This window comes from Nocardia sp. NPDC049707, assembly GCF_040674855.1.
Taxonomy (GTDB): Bacteria; Actinomycetota; Actinomycetes; order Mycobacteriales; family Mycobacteriaceae; genus Nocardia.
The window spans coordinates 18,317-38,067 of the sequence record NZ_JBFANN010000001.1 but is presented as its reverse complement, the minus strand read 5'-3'; the positions used below and the strand labels follow the sequence as shown (position 1 = coordinate 38,067).

Genomic DNA, 19,751 nt, shown 5'->3' with positions numbered 1-19,751 from the left:
GGTTCTTCGTTTCGTTCCCTCAACAGTGGGTAGTTCAAGCCGGTTGCGTGATCGGTGCCATCGAACGATTGTTGCGGCGGGCAAAAGCCGTGGCTGTGAAGTAGTAGAGCGGTGAAACGACAGCCAATCCGACGATGAACGAGATATCTGTGTTGCCAAGCATTGTGGCGATCGGTCCGATGTAGGCGGTTCCGATGATCATGAACGGGAGTTGTACCGCGACACCGATGAGGTAGCAGCTGACCGCAGGCCAGTTGACCCGGCCGTAGCGACCGCCGTCGCGCTTGTAGAAGTCTTCGACGACGTAGTTCCCATGCCGGACCAGGTAGTAGTCCACCAGATTCACGGCGGTCCACGGGACCAGCGCACCCAGCAGCAGCACCAGGAAGTTCTTGTAGGTGGCGACGAAGTCGCTGCCCCCGGTGAGCGCGATACTCGAGGCCAGCACGCACAGTCCGGTGGCGACCAGAGCACGTTCGCGGCCGCGTGGATTGAAGCGCGGAAAGATCGTCTGCGCAATCGTAATCGTGCACAGCGTGCCGCAGTACAGGTTCATCGCGTTCGTCGCGGCGACTCCGATGCTGAAGACCACAACCACCACGACGCTGATCCCGGCGGTGGCCTGGGTCAGGGCGACGACCGGGTCGGTGTGGGGGAGCAGCAATCCGACGCCTGCCCCGAGGAACATCGGCAGGATCGAGCCGATGCTGGTGCCCCAGTAGCTCATCCAGAATGCCGGCCGCGCGCCCGTCTTTGCCGGCAGGTAGCGCGAATAGTCAGAAACGTATGGGGCATAGGCGATCTGCCACACCGCACACGCCCCGAAGGTACTCAGGAAGCCGGCCAGCGTCGCGGTGCCCGTGCTGAAGAAGTGAGTGGGCACCGGGTGGACAATGAACGCCCAGACGAACGCCATCAGCAGAACCAGCCCCGACGCCAACGTCATGATGCGCGCGTAGGCATGGATCAGGGTGTAACCCCAGATGACGGCGCAGACGCTGATCGCCGCGAGCACCACGATGCCGGCCTTACCGCTCAGGAAGGGTAGGGCTGACGTGAGGGACTGCCCGCCGAAGACAAGAATCGAGATGAAGAACCCGAGGTACATGCAGACGACGACTCCGACGATCAGAATCGATCCCAGCGAACCGAATTGGCCCTTGGTCTGCACCATCTGTGGAACACCCAGCCGCGGCCCCTGAGCAGAGTGCAGCGCCATGAAGATCGCACCGAAGAGGTTTCCTGCGATGATCGCCAGCGCGGCCGACCAGGCGGGCTGCCCGAAGAGAGTCGTCGACAATGCCCCGGTGACGACCGCCAGGATCATGATGTTGGTTCCGAACCAGATCGTGAACATGTCCCGGTTGCGCCCGTGGCGCCGGTCGGCCGGGATCGGTTGGATGGTGGCCGATTCGATGGTGGAGACAGATTCTTCACGCCCGCTGTCGTTTTCACTCACTGCTGTTCCCTTCGCTGGCCCCGGGGCAGGTGTGGAGGTTGTCGTTTCGGCCTCGACGGGCTCGATCAGCGGATGACGAAGCCGCGCTCGACAACGTCGGCGAGAAGGTCGACGTAGGAATCCATGTCGTCGCGGGCCGGGCGCGGTGCCGCGGCATAGGGCATGGCGGCCTTCACAGCGGGACTGAGGAAGTACGCGCCCGCCGTCAGCACCGTCAGCGCCTCGAACTGGTCGGGCCGGTGCACGGCAAGCTCATCGAGAGCGACTTCGGGGTCCTTGCCGGTGCACGAGGCAACGGCGGCGGCGAATGCTTCTGCGATATCAGGCCGGTAGCCGAGAACCTGGTCGAGCAACGCGTCGGGTACTCCGGCGGCGCTCGCCGAGGGCATGGAGCCGGATGCGGGAATCAGTGTGTCGGCGAGAAGCGCGAAGGTGCGGCGCTGGTCGGAATCGAGCATCATGCTGTCCTTAGAAAGCGGTGTGGATGCTGTGGCGGGTGTCGGCGAGGTGCCGCATCGAGCGCAGGGCAATCGCCATGATGGTCGCCGTCGGGTTCACGCCCGTGGAGGTGACGAAGACGCTGCCGTCGATGATGAACAAGTTGGGTACGTCGTGTGCCCGACCCCACTGATCGACGACGGAGGTGGCGGGGTCGGTGCCCATGGTGGCCGTGCCGAGCAGATGCCAGGCGCTGTGGCGTACCACTGGGATCGGGTGGACTTCGACAGCCCCGGCGGCCTGATGCGCCTCGATCGCCCGCTCCACGTTGAATTCGAGCATACGCTCACTGTTCGCACCGATGGTGTAGCGGATTTTCGCGGCCGGGATCCCGTCGGAATCTGTGACGTCTGGGTCGAGCACGACCGCGTTGTGCTCGTCAGGCAGGTCTTCGGTGGTGATCCCCCATTCGGTATAGCGCCCGAACGTGCGCTCGAGGCGGCTGTGGAAGGCGGGTCCGAAACCCCCACGCCAGTCCTGGCCCCGCTCCCACAGGGTGCGGGCGAGCGGGCCGCCGGTCGGCATCAGGTTCCACTTCGCTCCCCGCACGAAACCGCGGTCGGTGTCGGTCTCGTAGAACTGCATCGACTGCAGCGCCTGTCCTGCCGGGCCGAGCCAGGTTTCGAGCTCTTCGTCGTAGGCGCCGAATACCGAGGCGTACGGGTGCGTCATCAGGCGCTTGCCCACCAACCCGGAGGAGTTGGCGAGGCCGTGGGGGAAGAGCGACGAGGTCGAGTTCAACAGCAGGCGCGGTGTGCCTACACCGTTCGCGGCCATCACGGTCACCCGGGCCGCCTGGTGTTGCAGGTTCCCGTCGCGGTCGATGTACTCGGCGCCGGTAACAAGGCCTCGGTCGTTCACAGTGAGCTGCCTGACCCGGGCACCGGTGATCAGCACCGCACCCAGCGCGATCGCGTCACGCCAGTGTGTGAGGTCGGTGCTGGCCTTGGCTCCGGTTGGGCATCCGGATTCACACGCGCCGTAGCGCAGACAGGCCGGGCGGTTCTTGAAGTTGCGCGACGCGATGGCATTCGGTGCCGGCCACCAGTGCCAGCCCAGCTTGTCCATCCCTTTGGCCGCGACCAGACCGTACTTACCGATCGGCAGCGGCGGCAGCGGAAAGGTGTGCGGATCCGGATAGGCGGGGTCGCCTTCCAGCCCGGACGCGCCGATATGGTGGGTGATCTCGTCGTAGAACGGTCGCAGATCCTCATAGGTGAACGGCCAGTCCTCGGCCACGCCGTCGAGTGTCTTGACCCGGAAGTCCGACGGCATCGCGCGAACCCAGTGCCCGGAGAACATGATCGTGCTGCCGCCGACGCCGTTGAACATCAGCGGTTCGACCGGGCTCTCGGTGGCGTCGACCGGATAGTCGGCCGGGTTCTGGCGCACATTCGGGCTGGAGTTCCACTGCTTCAGACGGGTGAGCTCCCACGACGGTTTGTCACCGGTGAAGTCCTCGGGCAGGTGCCAGTCTCCCTGCTCCAGACACACGACCTCGAGGCCGCTGCCGGCCAACTCGAGTGCTGCCACCCCGCCAGATGCTCCGGCGCCCACGATGAGGACATCGGCGGTGTCGTAGTCGATGTGTCGTGTGTTCATCGGCTGTGCTCCTGGTCAGCTCAGGCCCAGCCGAAGCCGGTCGTGCCCATGAGTCCTTCCCTGGATCGGGGGTGTCACGAGCAATGATGCGTCCGTCACACCTCGCTCGCCAGCATCGATCCGCAACAAACCGGCGAACCGGTCTTGTGCATACGCACAATGAGATGAAATGCACACGTAAGGCGACGTCGTGGCGGCAGATCACCAGGGTGAATACACAATCGGTTTCGGTGATGAACATCCCGCAGTTGCGGTGATCTGGCGGTTCTGTACAGCGGTGTCCGGCACTATTCGCCGCACTTGTGATACCGCGGTGACACTGAGTGACCTCCGCTGCTGCTACCGGACGGGCAGGCGGATCTTTCGAACAACCTGCAAGCCAACGATTCTGCTGCCTGTTCCGGGTTGGCACCCCCGGCGGATGAGGTGCATTGCTCCGGCTGGATTGAGCCCGGTAACCCCGGGTCTGGCACTGCCCATCTTCGTGGTGGCCGTGATGCTCTGCCTTGTTCCGAATCCGTCGGCTCCTTCGCGGGCTGGTCGTAATGAAGGGAAGGTGATGAGGATGATCGGTTCCCGCAAGTTTCGTGCGGTGTCTGCCGCAACTGCGCTCGTGAGTTCCAACATCTTGTCCGACGTCATCGCGAACGCAATGCCAGGCTGAGTCCAGCACCAGGTCCTATGAGTCCCGTCTCAAAACGCGGAAGGCCGCCGTTTCAAAACCAGCTGGGATCACCGAATCCCCTCGATGTAACGCCTGGTCGGGGGATTTCTCGTTCGGCTTCGGAGAGCTCCACAGCATCACCGTGTTTGACTGTGGCAATCCGTTTGCATCCAGACGTCGAGGCACGCAGAGAGCCCGCGGATTCGATCCTGACTGCGGGAGGTAGGTCGGGTACGGCTCACGTCGTGCCCAGCACGGTCCGGTGATCGAGAAAGCGGCCGGAGTCGAACAGTCCGCGTTCTACCACGTCGCCAAAGCGGATGCCGTTGCAGGTGAACAGGACCGAAGCCCTGGATGGCGCAGTGCGGTGCCGAACCGCAGACGCGCTGGGCGACCGCCGTTCAGGGAGCGCCCTGCGCGTCGTAGCGCGGCGGCGGCGCTCTGCGCCGCCGCAGGCGCTCTCGTTCCTGTATGGCTGAATTCGGCAATGGTCCGCATAGTGCGTGACGCGCGGCTGGAAGCCAGGAACCGATTAGACGATCGAGGTCGACGTGAAGTCGGGGAGCGCAAAAGTGTCGCGGTATCGGCGGAACTGTTCGTCAATTGGGCTGTGTCGGGACAGAATCGAGGCATGACAGAGCTTGCGCTGACGACGGACCGTAGGGACGAGTTGGCTGCGTTGCTTGGTGATGAGGACCGCCTTCGTGTGGAGTATCCGAAGGTGGCGGAGTACTTGGATACGGCTCCGATGTTGTCGGGGACTGGTGATGAGCGGGCTGACGCGGCGTTCGATCTGCGGTTCGTGCACTACATGACCGGCGGCCGATCGGTCAGCGCGAATCCCTACTGGGAGATCGTTGGGCCATCGGTGTCCGAGCACGACGGCCGTCGCGTGGTGGATGGCGGTCGGGTGAATGGCAGTGTGCGGCTGGGGTTCGCGCAGACAATCTTGCAGGCTGTTTACGCGTATGCCATCCCGTCGCCGGAGACGATCGAGTGGCTGACGGAGTTCGCCGATGGCGGCAAGCTGGTCGAATTGGGAGCCGGGCGCGGGTATTGGGCGGCACAGCTGGCCGAGGAGAGTGTGAGCGTCGACGCGTACGACTCCGAACCACCGGACACGACGGAGAACGTGTCATTTCTCGGGGCAGCGGGACAGTCGGACGTGTGGCACGGTGTCGGGGATCTCGATCGGTTCGCCACGCGTCCAAGCAGCGGTTCCGATGACGTTCTCTTCCTCTGCTGGCCACCCGGATGGGGCAACACGATGGCGTCGGACGCGCTTGCCGCGTTTGAGGCTGCAGGAGGCGAACGGCTGGTCTACATCGGAGAGCCGAAGGGTGGAAAGACCGGTGATGACGCGTTCTTCGATGGGCTGGCTGCGCGCTGGGAGTTGAAATCCGAAGATGCGCAGTTCGTTTCGTGGTGGAATCTGGCCGACCGTGCGCAGGGTTGGGTTCGGCGCTGAGGCTTACCCGACCTGACCGTACGACGTGGTCAGGTCAGGGGCTCGGGTGTCGGTTGGCTAGGCATCGCTTGCAGGGTCCGCTGGAGTCAGCGCCATGCGGAATACGAACGCGTCGTAGCGATCTCGCGGATAAGAAACGTTGGACACCATGATCACTCGACCTTCGCCTGTGATGAACCGCTGCTGGACTGTCTTGACAAGATCACCAGGGGTAGTCCGTAACCAGATGCCGTGGGTGGGCGTCGGCAGCTGATCCGAGACGGTTTCCTCGAGTACCGTTGCGCTGGAAGTGTCCGAAATATCAACGGGCTCGCTGGCTTGGGTGACGATGTGTGTGATCTCGCGGCCGACTGGGATGCCGAATGCTTCCGCCAGTTCTTCGCGGCAGGTACTTGCTCGATGGTCCGACTGATTCGGACATCGTTGCGGGACCTCTTCGTTGCCAGTCGTGGAACCTCCGATGGCCGTACAGAAGTGGAACAGGTTGTCGCGCTGCTGATTGGCGGATACCGCGTTCCGGAACGCCCGCCCAGCGGCAAAAGTGTGTGTTGGCTACGAGCGGCTGGTGCCGTGTCCGGAGAGGTTGATGCTGTAACCGTCACCCGGGGTGGCGTGGAGCAGCGCAGACCGGCCGGTTCGTATACCCTCCTCCTAGTCCACTTCGGAAGAGGGCGATCCGGCGTGGCTCGCACTCTTCTTCGCATCGATAGTTGTATGGGGTAGAGAGATGGCGAGTAGCGACGTCGAGCTGGCAGCTCGTTGGTGGCAGTGGGCGATGTCGGTGCCGAACGCCAAAAATCCGGTAGTTGACGAGACCGGAGAGTTCGCCGCGATCGATCAGCCAACGGATGTCTGGTTCCTGGCAGGCACCTTCGGTGGGCGAGTCGAGCGGCGGTGCACGATTCCGCACGGCCGGCCGATCTTCTTCCCGGCTTTCAACATGTTCCAGAAGGTTCCGGACGGATTTTTCGCGCGTGGCGAGGTGCCGGTGGCGCCCGCGGCGTCCGGTCACGCCGCATTGAACGGAGTCCCACTGCCCGTGCGAGCAGTCACCAACGACAAGGCATTCCGGATCACGGCGGCAGCGGGCGGCCCCTTCGGTCACACCGGCCGGTTCAAGGCCAAAGCTTGGGGTCTGTGGGGCCGTCTCGATGATCTCGCGCCTGGCGACTACGTCCTCACCTTCGGTGGCGAATACGAGCCCGGCGGCTTCTGGGTCGAGATCACCTATCAGTTGGAGATCCGCTAGTGCCGCGTCAAGCAACGTCGGGTCGGTGATCCGGACTCCGGACCCTTTCGAGGCGTTCGGCGTGGGCGGCCTCAGCGGGGACATATCGCCTGCGACGCGTTCGGATGCGCCCAGATCCGCACCGCATCACCAACCTCGTCGACCCGATCGATCATCACACTCGCCAAGTGGGGCAACAGAATCCCCACACAGTCGTGATCAATGCACAGCCGAGCATGATCACGCCACCATGATCAACAAACAAAATCCTCATCGACACCTTCCATAGGGGCCAGGTCGATCAACAAAAGTGGGCCCAGAACCACTCGTGGATGATCCGGCGCATAGCGGTAGTGGCGCGCCCGGGTTCCGCTTCGGACCCCGCGCGGACCTCGATGTCCTCGGTCATGCCGTCCGCGTCGCGGGCGAGAATCGAGTGTGAGGTGGACCAGTGGATCTCCGCACCGGTCTCCGTCACGGACAGTCGCACCCACGCCTCGGCCGAACTGATCTTCGTTCCCACGTCCCCGCCGAAGCGCCAGCTCATGAGGAAGGAATCCATGCTCCGGTGGACGGTGACCACGGTCGAGTCGTCACGGTAGGGCACCGTCCCCAGCGCACCCCAGCGTAAAGCGTCAGGGGATGTGGCTGACCAGGGAGTTGGCGATGCGCTGGGCGTCGTCGCAGGAGTTGAATCCGTCGGTGCCGCCATTCGGGTTCCAGATTCGCGACGCCAAGAGCAGAATGTCACCACCGAATGACGCTGGTACTGCGATGTAGCACCCCCGCTTGTGGGTGTCCTGCGCCGCACGGAATTGCTGAGATTTACGGCCAGCCACCGTGACCGAACTGAAGTCGAGGTACTTGCCGCTCTGGCGCAGCTCACCCACCGGCGTGCCATAGGCCGTGATGTAGAACTCGAGCGCGTTGTCGGTGGTCTTCCACTTGCAAGACTTCTCGGCGGTGGAATTCAGATTCGAAACCGGTTGCGCGCTGGCGACGTCCAAACCCGCACCCGCGAGCGCAGAATCGGAGATGTCGCAGGGGTTCCAGCTGCCGGCGGGCCGATCCGTGTCGGTACCCGGCGCTGCTGTCTCGGGTGCGGGCGCGGCGGTCGTCGCCTGCCCCGGAACCGATGCCGGTGCCGCCGTCTCGGGTGCGGGCGCGGCGGTCGTCGCCTGTGCCGGAACCGATGTCGGCGCCGCTGCGGTCGAGGTGACCGCGTTGTTCGGGGTGCTCGGCGCGGATGCGCTGTCGTTCGCGGTGGAACTACATCCGGCGAGCAGCAGTGCGGCACCGAGGGCCACCGTTGCGACGCTGGTCGATCGTGTTCTCGTACGGCTCATAGATGAATATTCGTGCATCGGAAGATGTTGTTACACACGCTCTTTACAGCACCGAACACGTCAGCCAGCCGCCCAGCGGAGGCGAGAAGGGCCGAGCCAAAGACCACCGGGCCCGGGGTACTCCAGGGTGGCATCGCTTCGAGCCGTCCATCACGCGGCTGCAATCGGGACCGGTGACCGGGGGTGCCAACCCGACAGGCGCGGGTGGCTCAGAAGGTTTGACCCGCAGGGATTTGACGGGCGATTGCGTCGTTCACGGTCGTGCGGGCTTCACCCGAGCCGGCCACTGCGGCGATGCATGTGCTCACTGAGCGGGCTTGGCCCGCCTTGACAGCATTCTCGACCCGAACTACCAGCTCCTCCGGCAGGGTCAGGCTGACCTTCCGCGTACCTTTATCGCACCCGTGGGGCCGAGCTGCGCGGTGCTGGCTATACGACCGGACCGGCTCGTCCTCACGTTTCACTCTTGTCGGCGGGTCGCGCGCTCGGCCTCGGTGGTGTCCGGCGGACGGGTGGACCCACATCGGCCGACGCCACCTCGGCCATCGCTTCGGCGAACGCGACCAGGTCCATGTTCGCGAGATGGTCCATAATGTGGCGCCGGACGCCGGCAAGATGAATCGGCCACGCCTGCTTCAGCCGCGTCAGGCCTGCGGGCGTGAGCACCGCCACCTGGCCGCGGCCATCGCTCTCAGCCCTAACCCGCTCAACGAGCCCTTGGCGTGACAGCCGCTCCACAGCCCGCGTCAACCCGCTGATGGATATCGAGATGAAGTTCGCCAACTCGCTCATCCGCAGCGAATGATCAGGGGCCTCGGACAAGTTCATCAGAACGTTGTATTCGGTCAGGTTCAGACCCTGAGACTCCAGCAGCTCGGTGTCGAGCACCCGGGGTATCACGAGCACCGCTCGGGCCAGTGCACGCCAGGCGACCTCCTCCTGCGGCGTCAGTGGTGCAATCTCGGTCACAGAGGCACTGTACTTGCTTGACAGAACAAATTCCTTATATGCTTGCTTGTACAGACAAATATTACCGACAGGAGCGTGTCGCACGAACGGAGGACCGACATGAATGCACCTACGAACTGCCCGGTGGCGTTGGCCGACTTTGTCGTGGTGGGTACTGGTTCGGCCGGCTCGGTGCTCGCCGAGCGGCTGAGCGCCGACGCCCGCAACCAGGTCGTTGTGCTAGAGGCGGGCGGAAAAGACACCGATCGTCGCATCCGAACGCCGGTGACATGGACGCAGCTGTTCCGCAGCCCCATCGACTGGGGCTATCTCACCGAGCCCCAGCCAGAACTGAACGGACGGAAGATCTATTGGCCCCGCGGCAAAACTCTCGGCGGCACCTCGTCCATGAACGCCACACTATGGATCCGCGGCTTCGCCGCCGACTACGACGAGTGGGCCGAATACGCGGGCGAACAGTGGTCGTTCCACCGAATCGTCAAATACTTCAAGCAGATCGAAAGCGTCGAAGGGGCACGCGAACCTTACGAGGGCGTCGATGGGCCGCTTCACATCTCACGCCAGCGCAGCCCTCACCGTTTCACCGCGGCCTGGCTTCAGGCGGTCCAGCAAACGGGCCACGCCATTGAACGGCCAAACCTGCCGCAGCCCAACGGCTTCAGCCAAACCATGGTGACCCAGCGTCGCGGAGCGCGATGGAGCGCCGCGGATGCTTGGTTGCGCCCGGCGCTGCGCCGCAAGAACCTGACCCTGATCACCAACGCCACCGTCACCCGAGTGATCTTCCAAGACAAGCAAGCGGTGGGGGTGGAGTTCGAGAACAACGGCACACGCCAGTTCGTGCGCGCTCGCCGCGAGGTGCTCGTCTGTGCCGGAACGGTGAATTCACCACAGCTGCTGATGCTTTCGGGCATCGGCGATAAGGAACACCTTGCGCGCCACGGCATCGAGCTCGTCCATCACTTGCCTCAGGTCGGGCACAACCTGCAAGATCACCTCGCCGCGGTGCTCAACTTCGATGTGGACGGCGGCAGCCTTTTCGCCGCCGGCAAGCTGCTGTCGATCGCCAACTACCTGATTCGGCGTCGCGGCATGCTGACCTCACCAGCTGGCGAAGCCTACGGATTCGTGCGCAGCCGTCCTGAGCTGGATCTCCCTGATCTCGAGCTGATCTTTTCGCCAGGCCCGTTTCGCGACCAGGGGCTCGGCCAGCCCGACCGGCACGGGGTCGCGCTGGGGCCGATCCTGCAAAAGCCCCACAGCCGTGGGCTGATCTCACTGCGCTCGGCCGACCCGAAGGACAAGCCGAGCATCGACCCGCGTTACCTGTCCGATGCGGGCGCCGTCGACCGCGCCGCGATGCTCGAGGGCCTGCGGATGTGCGCCAAAATCGCCGATGCACCGGCCTTGGCCAGCCTGTTGGGGCCGATCGCCCGCCCGTTCGATGCTTCCGATACGAGCGAAGCCGCGCTGGAAAAGGCGCTCTATAGCCAGGGGCAGAGCTTTTTTCACTCGGTGGGCACCTGCCGAATGGGCACCGACCGCACCAGTGTGGTCACCCCCGAACTGGAGGTTCGCGGCGTACGCGGGCTTCGCGTCGCCGACGCCTCGGTCATGCCGACCATTACCCGGGGGCACACCCACGCTCCCAGCGTGCTCATCGGCGCCAAAGCAGCCGACCTCATTGCCGCGACCAACCACCGGTGAGCAGCTTGACCATGTCAGCCACGCGATTCAGCTTGCGAGGTTGAGATAACCGCCGCGATCGTCGACCGGCTCACCCTCGGAGGCCACATCATCGAAACCGGTACCGACTCCTACCGTCTGGCCCACACCCGCGCCACCAAGCAAGGTTGACCCCGCACCAGCGTATTTCAGCAATCGATCTCATAGCGATACCACTGTCGAGGGTCGCCATCCTCATAGAGCCACAAAGTTGCGTCCCGCCCGATCTTCCCCCGAGCCCAACCCCTCGGTGGTCGGCCACCAGGCAGGACCAGCGTCTGTCTGCTGGTTTCGGTGATCACCGTGTCCCGTCGACAAGCTCGACGGATCTGCCACGCGATCGCGTTGCCGTGCCGGTGCTGATCCAGGAATGCGAGCGTGGAACCCGACACCGCCAGGCCGTGGCATCGAGTGACCGGATTCGGTGTGATCGATCGGATCCCGCTCGCATCGAGCTCGACCAACGGGAAGTCGGTATAAGGGCAGGCATAGACCAGAGTTCGACCCACGTTGAGTGCATAACAGTCGCACCAGACAACACGGTCGCCGGTGTGGTCGGGCGCGAGCCAGGGGGTGGAGGCGGGGTTGTCCCAGCGCGCCAGGCCGACCAGGAAACGATAGGAGCGCGTGCCGTCCGGATTGCGTGACCAGTAGCTGGCTTCGTCGAAGTAACTGATCCAGATCCGCCCTTGGGGGTCGGTCAGCAGTTGTTCGATGCCGTCACCAGCATAGAAAGCCCCGACCTGGTTTCCGGCACCATCGAAGAGCTTCACGTTGAGGGTCAACCTCAGCTGCTCCTCGGGCACCAGATCCAAGCACGACTCATCATCGGCACGAGCCGGAGGAACCCGTGCGGCACCCAAGACGACCCCGTCGCCGAAGGTGTCTATCTCGGTGAACCGTTGATCGAGCCCATGCAACGCAATCTCGTGAACATCAGCGCTGTCGCAGACTACGGCGATTGCATCGTAGGGCGGCACGGGACGACGCCAATGCTGCGCCGACGGCCCGCCGCTAGCCGGATCGACGAGTAGAACCACCAGTCGACCGCGGTAGTCGATCGACGAGGCAAGTACTTCGAATCGGGCGTAGCGCTCCGGAAGCGTTGCGTGAAGCGCGAGATGGCGGTTACCGGCCATCAGCCTTTCGGGTCGTCATGCACTCGATCATGGCATGCCAGACCAACCGCGATTCCCGTCACTGAGAAGCCAGCAGACCACACTGGCCAACAACCTCACCTCCGACACACCGCCACCTCCGACACACCGCCACGGCCGACACGCCGCCTCGGGTGATGCCGAAATTCGCGATCCAGATCCAGCCTCAATCCTCCAGCCGCTGCCAAGATTCGCGACCAACTGACACCAGAATTCGGATCTGGCTCACTTTCCGTGATAGGCGTTGCCCATGATCACGAGGCAGATGTTCGGCCGGGCCGGTCTTCCACTGCTGCGCAAACGCGTGCTTCTCACGGCCGCACAACGATGACGACAAAGACCTGCGGTGCAACAACTTTCGTCACGGAAAGTGGGCCAGATCCGGATTCCGACGTCAGTTATCGGTGAATCTTGGCGTCACTTGGGCTCGATCAGGGCCTGGTGTATCGGTGAATTTTGACATCACCCCGCTCGGCGTGTCCGGTCTCGGGCGTGTCATGTCCCATCGAGGCTAGGCTTCCGGGATGAGCACGGCGCGGGCTGACAATCTCCCCGGTCGACGAGACAAGCGACGACTTCGGTCACGGCTCGTCTGGCATTTGTTTCTCGCTTGCACGGTTGTGTCTTGCCTGGGCTTGCTCGTGCATGCCAGCCACCCGGCTGGCGCCGAGTCGGTGTTGTGGAAATTGTTCTTGATCACGGCGGCGGTTGTGTTTTTCTTCGGGATGGTCGGTTACCTGACCCGGGTAGTCGTATCCCGGCGGCTTCGGGTACCCGAACTCAGTCCCCTGCTTGCGCCTGCGCTGATGGTGGCGTGCACGGTGGCTGCATGGAGCGCGGACCTACCGATCGCTGTGCGGTGGCAGTTCTCGGCGCACAGCTTCGATGATGCCGCACAGCAGGTGCGCAACGGTGTCGATCCGCGGACGTTCGAAGGTCACCGGCTCGGCCTCTACCGCGTTGACGATACGGACCACCCGACCTCGAGCATCCACCGCGACGCCTCGGGTATCTACTTCGCGACCAGCCCCGCAGCGGGCTACTGCTCGAGCGGAGCCGGGTTCGCCCAGCTCACCGGCGCTCCCGCAGATGGCAAACTCCATCACCTCAACGGTGACTGGTATTGGTTCTGCTTCGACAGCGGTGGCAAGAAAACAGTAGTGCCAGACCATCCGATCGGGGGATGGCGTTAAGGGCCCGGAATCCCGATTCCAGAGGTAGACGTGTTGGTTTCGGCGAAGAACAGGGCGATAGGACCACGACAGTGGCGACGGCGGCGGGGTGGGCCAGGGGCCGGGGGCAAGATCAGCCGCCGCAGTGATCGGCGGATCGGCCACCGTGCCTCAACTACAAAAGATCGGACATGTCAGTAGGGTTCGCTGTCGAGGTAGCGGTCCGCGATGGTGGCGCTGCCGAGCATGCCGACGAACCGGTCCAGGCTGGCCCGTAAGTCCGTGAGTGTGTAGCTGTCCGACCCCACGAACGCGTTGAACGACTGGACGATGATCGGGTCGGTGCTGGCGAGCCAGTCAGCGATGAACGTCAGCATTTCGGCGAGTTCGATCGCGTCGCTGGTGGTGATGCGGAAGTCGGCCGGGTCGGGCATGCTCACTGGCTGCGTGCCTTCTTGTGCTGGTCGGGCCCGGGCCGTCGTGTGGACGGCCCGGTGTCTACCGGTCCGGGTTGTCCTGTGGTGTCGTGATTCGCCGATAGCGTGCTGATCAGGACACGATTTCCAGTGTCTGCTGAGCGTCGGTAGTGCAGATCCTGGACCGGTTAGCGATCCCCGGCCCACGCACCTTCCGACGAGGCGCGGGCACCGAGGTCGACCACGCATACGACGACCCCGGCCGGGCGGCCCGCCAACTGGGCAACACCGAGGCGGTAGCCAAGAAGCACTACATCGACACCCCCGAGACCGTGCCCGACAACAGGGACGTCCTCGAACGATGGGCCGGAGGCCGGTGAGCAGCCCAAAGTGTGACTTTTCTGTGGGAGTAGCCTCGAATCACACGAGTGGTGTTGCAACAGAAAACCCCTTCCGACCCAGGTCGGAAGGGGTTTCTCTGTCGGGATGACAGGATTTGAACCTGCGACCACCTGACCCCCAGTCAGGTGCGCTACCAAGCTGCGCCACATCCCGATGCGCCCGGTTTCGGGCGCTGGAAAAGATTACCTCAGCGGGTGGCCAGACACCGAATCGCCTGGTTATCGGTGTGGCTGATGGGGCGGAAGTCAGCGTGGGGTGACACGGGCTGCGGCTCGGGGGTCGTCGCCTACGGCGAACCAGGCGTCGAGGGTGTTGCCGGTGCGGCGGCCGATGACGCGGACCCGCTCGCCTGCGGTCAACGGTTTGGCGTACTCGATGACGGTGCGATGGGGCCCGACAGTGAGGTCGGCGTGGGTGGTGAGAAGTTCTTCCAGGGCGCTGAGGTAGACAGCATTGTTGACGTGGTCGAGCCAGTCGAAATCCGCGACGCGCAAGGGGAAAGGCAATTCCTCGACGTCGGGGCCGGTGGGTAGCGGATCGGTGAGTGCGGCTTTCCAGCGCAGACGGTGTTCGGTGGTGCTGGCGAGCATCGGCGCCATGAAGCGGTCGCTCATGCGGGCGGGGACGCCCGATTCGGTACCGAGATGGATGAGAAATCCTTCGGTTTCGACCAGTCCGCCCTTGCTGCCGCAGATCTGCACGCGCATATTGCACCAGCGGTTGGACAACGCCGAGCACCAGCGGCGCAGGGTGAGGTGTTCCGCGAATTCGACGGGTTCGAGAACGTCGATGACGGTGCGGCGGACCACCCAGCCACGGTGGCTAGCACCGTCCTCGACAGCCTCGAGGTGTTCGAAGCCGATGTCCTGCAGATAGCGGGCGATAGCGTCGAGACGCAGACGCTGGTCCCGGTCGGTATCGGCGAGGCGGACCGGCCAGCCGGTCTCGAACGGGGCCCCGACGGTTGGGCGTTCCGGCAGCACGCTGGGAATGTCCATGCACGGATAATGCCAGGTCTCGCCCCCTCGGCCGCCCTCCGACCCGCTCGCATCGAAGTGCTCCCGCCATTGGCGATAGCTATGCACACTCCGTTAAATAACGTTGAAGCTATGAGTCCCCCGGCCACGCCGTGGTCGAACCAGCCCAAGGCTCTCCCGAGTAAGGAGTCCAGCGCCGGCGCGGAGCTGGCCATCGACCCGGTTGTACTCACCGCCATCACACTTCCGTCGAGGCGAGGGCAGCACCATCCCCACCTCGGCATGCTCATCGGCACCAGCTTCGCGGTCCTGCTTTCGCTAGTGGTCTACCTCTTCGTCGCGCCGCTGGGTTCACCACCGCCCCGAGAGTCGGCGACCGGCGGATCGGCGGCGGCCGTCCCGGCGAACGCGGTCCAGGTCAATCGTGGGCTGACCATCGGAAAGGTCACCGCCAATGATGGCAAAACCGTTGCGGTGCAAGGGGTTTTGGGTGCCACGACGAACGTTCATGTCACCCCCAATACCCAGGTACTTGTCCTCGCCGCCCGCAGCGTGTCGGATGTGACGGTCGGTGCGGCGGTCGTCATCTACGGCAATAAGGAGGCCGACGGCTCCATGACCGCAAACCTGATAGTCGGCGGCTCGGTGAGCTAGGGAGCTGCCGGCTCGGTGATGAGGCCGCCGGTGAGTTCGACGGACCGGAGTCGATCATCGATTTCGGTGGCGTGGTGGGCGACGATGAGTTCGTCCGCTTCAATGGAACCCGCGAAATCCGCCAGGTACGAACGGACTTCGGCGGGTGTGCCGACGGCGGTGTATCGGGTCATCGCAGTGAGCTGGCTGCCGTTCGGCGAGGCGAGGAACGCATCGATCTCCGCATCGGTGAAGTCGGTGCCCGCAGCGCCACGCCGAATCATGGCTCGCGCGCGAGCACGGTAGGCGATCGTCTTCTGCGCCACCGCCGCATCGTGATCCTCGGCCGCGAACACGTTGAGGCCCGCCATGATATACGGCTCGGCCAGTTGCTCCGACGGCCGGAACTTGTCGCGGTAGACGGCGACCGCCTGATGCAGCGCGTCCGGCGCGAAGTGGGATGCGAAGGCATACGGCAGGCCGAGCTGCGCGGCGAGCTGCGCGCCGAACAATGACGAACCCAGAATATAAAGCGGCACAATGCTTTCCGCGCGCGGCACGGCCTGCACACCGGGCACCCGCGAGTTGCCCGATAGATAGCCCTGCAGCTCCAGTACATCCTGCGGAAACGAGTCCGCCGAGGCCGGATTGCGGCGCAGCGCGAACATGGTCTTCTGATCACTGCCGGGTGCGCGGCCGAGTCCGAGGTCGATCCGTCCGGGGAACAGCGTCTCCAGGGTGCCGAACTGCTCTGCGATCACCAGCGGCGAGTGGTTGGGCAGCATAATGCCGCCCGCCCCGAGTCGAATGGTCTCCGTCTGTGCCGCGACGTGACCGATCAGAACACTGGTGGCGCTCGACGCGATCGAGCGCATGTTGTGGTGTTCGGCGTACCAGACGCGTCGGTAGCCGCTGCGCTCGGCGACCTTGGCCAGCGCGACGCTGTTTTCGAAGCTGTCGCGTGCGGTGCGGCCGGGTGCGATCGACGCCAAGTCGAGGATCGACAATGCGGTGGACATAAACTTCCTTCGTAGCTCAGAGAACACGGTGGAGTTCTTCGGTGAAGGCCCGGATGCGGGCTTCGTTGCGGCGGTAGTAGGTCCACTGGCCGCGTCGAGTGGCGCTGAGGAATCCGGCGCGCTGCAGGATCGCGAGGTGCGCCGATATGGTCGAGGCCGAGGTCCCGGCCTTCTGCTGGATGAGACCGACACACACGCCCAGCTCGGCGGTGTCATTGCCCCGGACCGGGAAGTTCGCATCCGGATCCTTGAGCCACGCCAGGATGCGCAAGCGGGTCTCATTCGCCAATGCTTTGCACTCGTCGAGCACATCCACCTCCTTCGGTATTTCGCTAATTAACGAACTTACGCCGGATGCGGCGACTCGGCATCGTGACGCAGCACACGCCGCGGATGCTATTGGACAGCGAGCCCGCGCGTTTCCCAGTAGGAATGATCGGAGCGGTTTCGAGCGTGGCGACCGGCGCAGCCCGGACACTCACGAAACGCCCATGCCGGAGCTACCCACGCTGACCGGACCGGAGGTACTCACCCGCGCGAACCAGGTCCGGAACATCGGCGAAGCATTCGGGCGTCTCTTGCGCTCGGCCGAACTCGCCTACGACCAAGCCAGACAACGCCTACTCGACGACGAAACCTTCCCCGATTCCTTCGTCCTCGACGACCTCACCGAAATGCTGGCCGCACTCCGCCCCGAAATCACCGCCACCGTCGCCGATATCACCGGTCGCCCGGCACGTTCGCTGGCCGAGCACAGCTACGCAACGAAGACGGGAACGGACGCCGTTGCCACGCAACGACGTCCGTTCCACGGAGCTACTTCTTGCGTTCCCGTTTCTCGCGCACGCGAACCGAGATACGAACCGGAGAACCGTCGAAGCCGAACTCCTCACGCAGGCGCCGCTCCAGGAACCGGCGGTAACCCGCCTCCAGGAACCCCGTCGTGAAAAGAACGAAGGTCGGCGGCCGGGTGGTGGCCTGCGTGGCGAACAGGACGCGCGGCAGCCGGCCACCGCGCATCGGCGGCGGTGTCGCGGCGATGACTTCCTTGAGCCAGTTGTTCAGCCGACCGGTGGGAATGCGCTTGTCCCAGGATTCCAGTGCGGTTTCCATTGCGGGAACCAGCTTTTGGACGGCGCGGCCGGTATGCGCGGAGATATTGACGCGCTGTGCCCACGGCACCCGGACCATGTCCCGGTCGATTTCCTTGTCGAGTTGCAGGCGACGATCCTCATCGACCAGATCCCACTTGTTGAAGGCCAGCACCAGCGCGCGACCGGAATCGGCGACCATGCTGATCACCCGCAGGTCCTGTTCGGTGATCGGATCGGAGGCATCGATCAGCATGATCGCGACCTCGGAGGCCTCCAGCGCCGCTTTGGTGCGCAGCGACGCGTAGAACTCCATGCCGCTGGCATGGGAGACCTTGCGGCGCAGACCCGCGGTATCGACGAATTTCCAGATCTTGCCGCCCAATTCGACCAGCGAATCAACCGGGTCGACGGTCGTGCCCGCGACATCGTGTACAACCGAACGCTCATCACCAGAGAGCTTGTTGAGCAGGCTGGACTTGCCGACGTTCGGCTTGCCGACCAGCGAGACCCGGCGCGGGCCGGTACCACCGGTACCCTCCCGCGGAGTTTCCGGCAGGACTTCCAGGACATCGTCGAGCAGGTCACCGGTGCCGCGGCCGTGCGCGGCGCTGACCATACGCGGCTCGCCGAGACCGAGCGACCACAGCGCGGCGGCCTCGGACTCGACGCGTTCGTCGTCGACCTTATTGGCGACCAGGATCACCGGAATCTTGGAGCGGCGCAGCTTCTTCACCGCGGCCTCATCGGTGGCCGTTGCACCGACCACCGCATCGACCACGAGCAGGATCGCATCGGCGGTCTCCATGGCCAGTTCGGCTTGGCGGGCGACCGACTGCTGCAGGCCCTTGGCGTCGGGCTCCCAGCCGCCGGTGTCCTGCACGAGGAAACGGCGACCCGCCCAGTTCGCCTCGTAGGAGATGCGGTCGCGGGTCACGCCGGGAATGTCCTCGACAACGGCTTCACGACGACCGAGGATCCGATTCACCAGGGTCGATTTGCCGACATTCGGGCGGCCGACGACCGCCACCGTCGGCATCGCGAGGTGCTCGTCCTCGCCGAACTCACCGTCGAGATCGACTATCTCCCAATCGGATTCGTCACTCCAGACGCCATCCCCCGCGAGCACGTCTTCGCTCATGACTGCGCCTCGCTGGTGCTCGGCTCCGGCCCGAGTGACACTGCTGTGTCGGCGGTTCGCTCGCTCACACTGTCCTACCTGTCCGGCCGATCGAAACCTGCCGCACCACAACGCGATACAGCTCGTCGATGACCTCATCCATATTCAGTTCGCTGGTATCGACCTGCACCGCGTCGTCGGCCGGACGCAGTGGGGACACCGTGCGAGTGGAGTCGAGGGTGTCGCGACGCTGCACGTCGGCGAGTACGCCCTCGTAGTCGTCGCCGCGGCCTTCGGCGATGTTCTGTTGGTTACGCCGCTGCGCGCGGGCCTCGGCGGAGGCGGTGAGGTAGATCTTGGCGTCGGCATCCGGCAGCACGACGGTGCCGATATCGCGCCCCTCGACCACGATTCGCTGTGCGGCGAAAGCGATTTCACGCTGCAGGGCGACGAGCAGCTCGCGCACCTCGGCCACGGCGGACACCGCGGACACCGCCTTGGTGACGGTATTGCCGCGGATCTCAGAGGAGACGTCGTCACCGTCGAGCAGGATCAGCTCCCGGCTGGGATCGGTGCCGATGGTCAGCGGCAGCTCCTTCACCGCCGCGCCGATCGCTGCCGAATCGGTCAGCTCGACACCGGCCCGCAGCACCCGCAGCGTCGCGACGCGGTACATCGCGCCGGTGTCCAGGTAGCTGGCGTCGAGTCGGGTGGCCAGTCGCCGCGACACACTGGACTTGCCGGTACCGGAAGGCCCATCCATGGCAACGACCAGCGGTGTGCTGCCCTCGACCATCGCAGGGAC

At 64.3% G+C, this 19,751-nt stretch carries 20 protein-coding genes, 1 tRNA gene and 1 pseudogene; 7 read left to right on the top strand and 15 right to left on the bottom strand.

The genetic code is table 11. The annotated features are described in order from the left end of the window. Nucleotides 1-34 precede the first annotated feature (34 nt). The 3 genes from AB0J29_RS00195 to AB0J29_RS00185 all read right to left on the bottom strand — a co-directional run bounded on the left by AB0J29_RS00195 (nt 35) and on the right by AB0J29_RS00185 (nt 3,559). Complete coding sequence (locus AB0J29_RS00195) at nt 35-1,459, bottom strand: cytosine permease (RefSeq protein ID WP_364776880.1); 1,425 nt, start codon at nt 1,457-1,459, stop codon at nt 35-37. A gap of 65 nt (nt 1,460-1,524) precedes the next feature. Next, nucleotides 1,525-1,920 carry a hypothetical protein gene (locus AB0J29_RS00190; protein WP_364776878.1) on the bottom strand — a complete coding sequence of 132 codons (396 nt, stop codon included), beginning with the start codon at nt 1,918-1,920 and terminating at the stop codon, nt 1,525-1,527. Nucleotides 1,921-1,927: 7 nt separating this feature from the next. Next, complete coding sequence (locus AB0J29_RS00185; RefSeq protein WP_364776876.1) at nt 1,928-3,559, bottom strand: GMC family oxidoreductase; 1,632 nt, start codon at nt 3,557-3,559, stop codon at nt 1,928-1,930. A 1,295-nt stretch (nt 3,560-4,854) separates the two neighbouring features. On the opposite strand from AB0J29_RS00185, the gene AB0J29_RS00180 reads away from it, so the two are divergent. Together AB0J29_RS00180 and AB0J29_RS00175 are read left to right on the top strand one after the other, a co-directional pair. Beyond that, nucleotides 4,855-5,691, top strand: coding sequence for a hypothetical protein (locus AB0J29_RS00180; protein ID WP_364776874.1), 837 nt, complete (start codon nt 4,855-4,857; stop codon nt 5,689-5,691). A gap of 727 nt (nt 5,692-6,418) precedes the next feature. After that, nucleotides 6,419-6,940: a hypothetical protein gene (locus AB0J29_RS00175; RefSeq protein ID WP_364776872.1), complete on the top strand. Its 522-nt coding sequence runs from the start codon at nt 6,419-6,421 to the stop codon at nt 6,938-6,940. A 280-nt stretch (nt 6,941-7,220) separates the two neighbouring features. Here AB0J29_RS00175 and AB0J29_RS00170 read toward each other — a convergent pair whose 3' ends face one another. The 3 genes from AB0J29_RS00170 to AB0J29_RS00160 all read right to left on the bottom strand — a co-directional run bounded on the left by AB0J29_RS00170 (nt 7,221) and on the right by AB0J29_RS00160 (nt 9,234). Further along, on the bottom strand, nt 7,221-7,526 hold the full coding sequence (locus AB0J29_RS00170) for a hypothetical protein (protein WP_364776870.1): 306 nt from the start codon (nt 7,524-7,526) through the stop codon (nt 7,221-7,223). Between the two features lie 28 nt (nt 7,527-7,554). Then, a complete protein-coding gene (locus AB0J29_RS00165; protein WP_364776868.1) occupies nt 7,555-8,265 on the bottom strand; it encodes a DUF3558 family protein in 711 nt (236 codons plus the stop codon). A gap of 453 nt (nt 8,266-8,718) precedes the next feature. Beyond that, a complete protein-coding gene (locus AB0J29_RS00160) occupies nt 8,719-9,234 on the bottom strand; it encodes a MarR family winged helix-turn-helix transcriptional regulator (RefSeq protein ID WP_364776866.1) in 516 nt (171 codons plus the stop codon). A 99-nt stretch (nt 9,235-9,333) separates the two neighbouring features. Between AB0J29_RS00160 and AB0J29_RS00155 the strand changes: the two genes are divergently transcribed. Beyond that, nucleotides 9,334-10,941, top strand: coding sequence for a GMC family oxidoreductase N-terminal domain-containing protein (locus AB0J29_RS00155; protein WP_364776864.1), 1,608 nt, complete (start codon nt 9,334-9,336; stop codon nt 10,939-10,941). 45 nt (nt 10,942-10,986) lie between these two features. After that, nucleotides 10,987-11,091 (top strand): annotated as a pseudogene (locus tag AB0J29_RS00150) (AAA family ATPase); the annotation flags it as partial. Nucleotides 11,092-11,108: 17 nt separating this feature from the next. On the opposite strand, the gene AB0J29_RS00145 reads toward AB0J29_RS00150, so the two are convergent. Continuing rightward, nucleotides 11,109-12,098: a hypothetical protein gene (locus AB0J29_RS00145; protein ID WP_364776862.1), complete on the bottom strand. Its 990-nt coding sequence runs from the start codon at nt 12,096-12,098 to the stop codon at nt 11,109-11,111. A 728-nt stretch (nt 12,099-12,826) separates the two neighbouring features. On the opposite strand from AB0J29_RS00145, the gene AB0J29_RS00140 reads away from it, so the two are divergent. Continuing rightward, nucleotides 12,827-13,309 carry a hypothetical protein gene (locus AB0J29_RS00140; protein ID WP_364776860.1) on the top strand — a complete coding sequence of 161 codons (483 nt, stop codon included), beginning with the start codon at nt 12,827-12,829 and terminating at the stop codon, nt 13,307-13,309. 173 nt (nt 13,310-13,482) lie between these two features. Here AB0J29_RS00140 and AB0J29_RS00135 read toward each other — a convergent pair whose 3' ends face one another. Further along, nucleotides 13,483-13,722, bottom strand: coding sequence for a hypothetical protein (locus AB0J29_RS00135; RefSeq protein ID WP_364777847.1), 240 nt, complete (start codon nt 13,720-13,722; stop codon nt 13,483-13,485). A gap of 152 nt (nt 13,723-13,874) precedes the next feature. Between AB0J29_RS00135 and AB0J29_RS00130 the strand changes: the two genes are divergently transcribed. Further along, on the top strand, nt 13,875-14,084 hold the full coding sequence (locus AB0J29_RS00130; RefSeq protein WP_364776858.1) for a hypothetical protein: 210 nt from the start codon (nt 13,875-13,877) through the stop codon (nt 14,082-14,084). A gap of 101 nt (nt 14,085-14,185) precedes the next feature. On the opposite strand, the gene AB0J29_RS00125 is transcribed toward AB0J29_RS00130, so the two are convergent. Continuing rightward, nucleotides 14,186-14,259, bottom strand: a tRNA-Pro gene (locus AB0J29_RS00125). 92 nt (nt 14,260-14,351) lie between these two features. Further along, nucleotides 14,352-15,104: an acyl-ACP thioesterase domain-containing protein gene (locus AB0J29_RS00120; RefSeq protein ID WP_364776856.1), complete on the bottom strand. Its 753-nt coding sequence runs from the start codon at nt 15,102-15,104 to the stop codon at nt 14,352-14,354. A gap of 111 nt (nt 15,105-15,215) precedes the next feature. Between AB0J29_RS00120 and AB0J29_RS00115 the strand changes: the two genes are divergently transcribed. After that, nucleotides 15,216-15,737, top strand: coding sequence for a hypothetical protein (locus tag AB0J29_RS00115; RefSeq protein WP_364776854.1), 522 nt, complete (start codon nt 15,216-15,218; stop codon nt 15,735-15,737). Here the strand turns inward: AB0J29_RS00115 and AB0J29_RS00110 are convergent. From AB0J29_RS00110 to cmk, 5 genes are all read right to left on the bottom strand, one after another. Further along, nucleotides 15,734-16,735: an LLM class flavin-dependent oxidoreductase gene (locus AB0J29_RS00110; protein ID WP_364776852.1), complete on the bottom strand. Its 1,002-nt coding sequence runs from the start codon at nt 16,733-16,735 to the stop codon at nt 15,734-15,736. The genes AB0J29_RS00115 and AB0J29_RS00110 overlap by 4 nt on opposite strands. A 16-nt stretch (nt 16,736-16,751) precedes the next feature. Next, nucleotides 16,752-17,045: a metalloregulator ArsR/SmtB family transcription factor gene (locus AB0J29_RS00105; protein WP_364776850.1), complete on the bottom strand. Its 294-nt coding sequence runs from the start codon at nt 17,043-17,045 to the stop codon at nt 16,752-16,754. A 310-nt stretch (nt 17,046-17,355) separates the two neighbouring features. Beyond that, entirely contained in the window at nt 17,356-17,547 is a 192-nt protein-coding gene (locus AB0J29_RS00100; RefSeq protein WP_364776848.1) for a hypothetical protein, read from the bottom strand. 4 nt (nt 17,548-17,551) lie between these two features. After that, nucleotides 17,552-18,967: a ribosome biogenesis GTPase Der gene (der, locus tag AB0J29_RS00095; RefSeq protein WP_364776846.1), complete on the bottom strand. Its 1,416-nt coding sequence runs from the start codon at nt 18,965-18,967 to the stop codon at nt 17,552-17,554. A 64-nt stretch (nt 18,968-19,031) separates the two neighbouring features. Continuing rightward, nucleotides 19,032-19,742 carry a (d)CMP kinase gene (gene cmk, locus AB0J29_RS00090; RefSeq protein ID WP_364777844.1) on the bottom strand — a complete coding sequence of 237 codons (711 nt, stop codon included), beginning with the start codon at nt 19,740-19,742 and terminating at the stop codon, nt 19,032-19,034. Between the last annotated feature and the right edge of the window lie 9 nt (nt 19,743-19,751).